Raw genomic sequence first — 3067 nt, 5'->3', positions numbered from 1 at the left:
TGAGCATGTCGCTTTTCGACAAAACACCGATCAGGGAACTCTTCAAAAGGGTGGTGCAAATGGATGATATGCCTGAAAATGGTCATGGCCAATTGTGCTTTAATTTTTAGTGGACACTAATGATATTCTCTAATAAATCACCATAAATAGTTTGTTTCATTTCAGGATTACTATCCAAAAAACTTTTTGCCCGTATTGAAGATTTTAGTGCCAAAGAACCTACCTTGTTAACTGAATTTCTCACTTTATAGTTCTGGTACACTTTAGGAGAAATATATGGTTTTATGTCCTCAATTCTTGAAGAACGCCAATCAGTTCCTTTTTCAGGAACAGAAAAAGTTCCATTTTTAAAACTTTCCAGATAATTAAGATAAACATCAATAAATCGCTCCGAAACAAATAAATCCTCAAGTCTTTTCCCTTTTACTGGATATAGCTTGAATAACTGTTTATATACATCGATTAGCTTATTATTTGTCAGTGAGTCTTTTATGGCAAATACCCGAGGGAGAAACCAAGTTGATTCAATAGTACTTGCAAGTCTGTAGGCATTAAAATATTCAACATTTAATTTTGCTATTTCATAAAACTCGTTGTTTATTTCTCCACTGTTTAAAAGGTTCTGGTAAACCTCCAATTGTTTATTTGTCCTAACAGCTAATTTGTCCAGCAATGAGTCCGGCTGCAATAAATCCCACTCTTTTCTATAAATCCAGCCCTCTGTGGCATTGTCAAATAGATTGTAGTACATCTGTCCCAAATCCATTTTATAATTGGATAGTTGGTCTCCATTGTCCATTTTCCAGCTAAAGATGTCGGGACTATATGGAATCTCGGAGTCATCGTATTCGTGACTTTTACAGATTATCGAATAATTATTATCAGGCTGGAGAATAAGCCTACACTCGTAAAAAGTCCTTTCTTCATTTTTATTTCTAAAGTGAAAATGGAAAAATTTAATTGAATCAATTTTCTTTAGAATAACAATTAGACCAGAACTATCTGGTTTAATGGAGCTGTAATTATTATAATAGTTGCCATTAGAAATTGAATATTTAAAGGGAGAAAATCCATCGTAACCTATTAATTGAATTTCAATTCTTACATTATGCTCTTGACTCCATATGTATGAAGTTGACACCCAAAAAGTTATTAGAATAAATATGATTCTTTTCATCTTTATAATTCTGACTAACGTTAAAAATTGTAATTGGGGCTCAAAGAGTTACCTAATCCAATTTCATCAGGTTTTATGTCAAATTTAGCTATTTGTTTTTTAATTCTTTTGGCTATGCCCATCTTTCTTTTTTGGTCAAGGAACAAGTATTGTGAAGGTGGATTATATGGCACATTTTTTACGACCATTGTCCATATTATTGTTGCCAGCTTTCTTGCGGTTGCGCTCACAGCTGCTTGTCTGCCTTTGCGGTATGCAATTCGTTTAAAGAAATCGGAAAGGTGGGTATCTTTCAAATTGCCTATGGCATTTGCCGAGTGTCGAAGAGCAATTTTCAACCGGTTGCTTCCTTTTGGTATTTTATTACTTATGATTTTCCCTCCTGATATTTTATTATTTGGAGCCAATCGTAACCAAGAGCAAAATTGTTTTGCTGTTTTAAACTTCTTAAAGCCATCAATTCCGATTTCGCTCATCACTGCCATAACAGTAGCATGGCTTACTCCTTCAACAGCCATTAGGTCGACTCCTCCAAAGTACTGGAAAGCAACCTGGTTGAAGTTTTTTATCTCTACCGCATTCTTATTTATTCCTTTGTATGGTTTTTCAGTGGTTTTCAGTTTTTTCTTTTCTGGAGATTTTTTGATTTCATTTTTGATTAGGCGCTCGATTTCTTTGTCACAAGCTTTTATTTTTCTTTGGAAAAACTTGTAACTGTCGTACTCTTGCCTGAGCCCAAACAGGTAATCTTCGCGGTTGTTTCCGTGCAATGCTTTTGCAATTTCCTGTTTTGGTTTTTTACAGTTGTAGTGTCTGTATTCGGCAAGTGAATGAGGATCCAGGTTTCCTTTGCATATTTCTTCAATGATTTTTAAGCCAGTCAATCCACAAACATCATTAACTACTACATCTAATCTGAAGTTAAGAAACTTCAAATACTTCTGCATTTTACGGGAAGTACTTGCAGCCAGTTCTATCCAATTTATTCTTTGGCGACAGTAAGTGCGTAATATCTCAGTAGTTTCATCGGGGAGAAAACTGCCAGATAATAATCCCAAAGAATGTAGTTTCTGTATCCAACGGCTGTCCTTTACATCGGTCTTTTTACCCTTTGCATGTTTTGTAAACTTTCCGTTGCAAAGGATTACTTCTATTCCATGTTTTTGCAGTTCTACATAAAGATTCTGCCAGTAATCACCTGTTGATTCCATAGCAACAGTTGTAATCCCGAAAGACAACAACCATTTACATAACTCAACCAGATCTTCTGCATAAACACCAAATTCTTTTACATCTTCCAGAGCTTGTCCGATTGCAACAAAGTGAGATTTGCTACCTACATCAATGCCAGCGGCATTGTGGTTCACAATCTCCATTTCAATTTTCTTTTTCCTAGGCATAATTTCGTTTTAGTTTTAAAATGACCCTAAGGAAATGTATCTTTGAATCGAGAATTATTCTGAACGGGGTTGCCAATTGGCACCACCACTGTAATTATCAACAGGCCTTTGAAATTGGACTTCAAGGGCTTTTTTCATTTCAACCAGAATGCGCCACGGGCTTTAAAAGCACCACTTTAAAAATCGGTTACACAAAGGGTCTGGTCAAAAATAGTAGAAATTTCATTCGAAGTACACACGTTAGCAACAGTAGTTAATTGGCTCGGGAAGAATAGAGTAACTTATTTGAACTCTATTCTGGATGTGCTTATGTGGGGAATGTCTAGTCCTAGAATACGGCTACAGGTTAAACATTATATTAAACTACATTATTAAACACCATATTTGGTGTTTTGTACCTTAAAGATACATGAAGCCTTTTATTATTATAAATTTTAATTGCGCTTTTTGTTGCCCGTTTTGCATGAGCTGTTGAAAAAAAGCATTGGTC

3 protein-coding genes are annotated in these 3067 nt (G+C 35.2%); all 3 read right to left on the bottom strand.

The window, feature by feature from the left end:
* Nucleotides 1–106: 106 nt before the first annotated feature.
* Entirely contained in the window at nt 107–1177 is a 1071-nt protein-coding gene (locus D1164_RS23470; protein ID WP_119352340.1) for a hypothetical protein, read from the bottom strand.
* Between the two features lie 20 nt (nt 1178–1197).
* Nucleotides 1198–2577 (bottom strand): IS110 family RNA-guided transposase, encoded by a 1380-nt coding sequence (locus D1164_RS23465; RefSeq protein ID WP_119352339.1) that lies wholly within the window; start codon nt 2575–2577, stop codon nt 1198–1200.
* Nucleotides 2578–2935: 358 nt separating this feature from the next.
* A partial coding sequence (locus tag D1164_RS24270) for an integrase core domain-containing protein (RefSeq protein ID WP_147372286.1) occupies nt 2936–3067 on the bottom strand: 132 nt, incomplete at its 5' end.

The organism is Mariniphaga sediminis, from assembly GCF_003573545.1.
Taxonomy (GTDB): domain Bacteria; phylum Bacteroidota; class Bacteroidia; order Bacteroidales; family Prolixibacteraceae; genus Mariniphaga; species Mariniphaga sediminis.
This window is presented reverse-complemented; position numbering and strand designations above follow the sequence as displayed.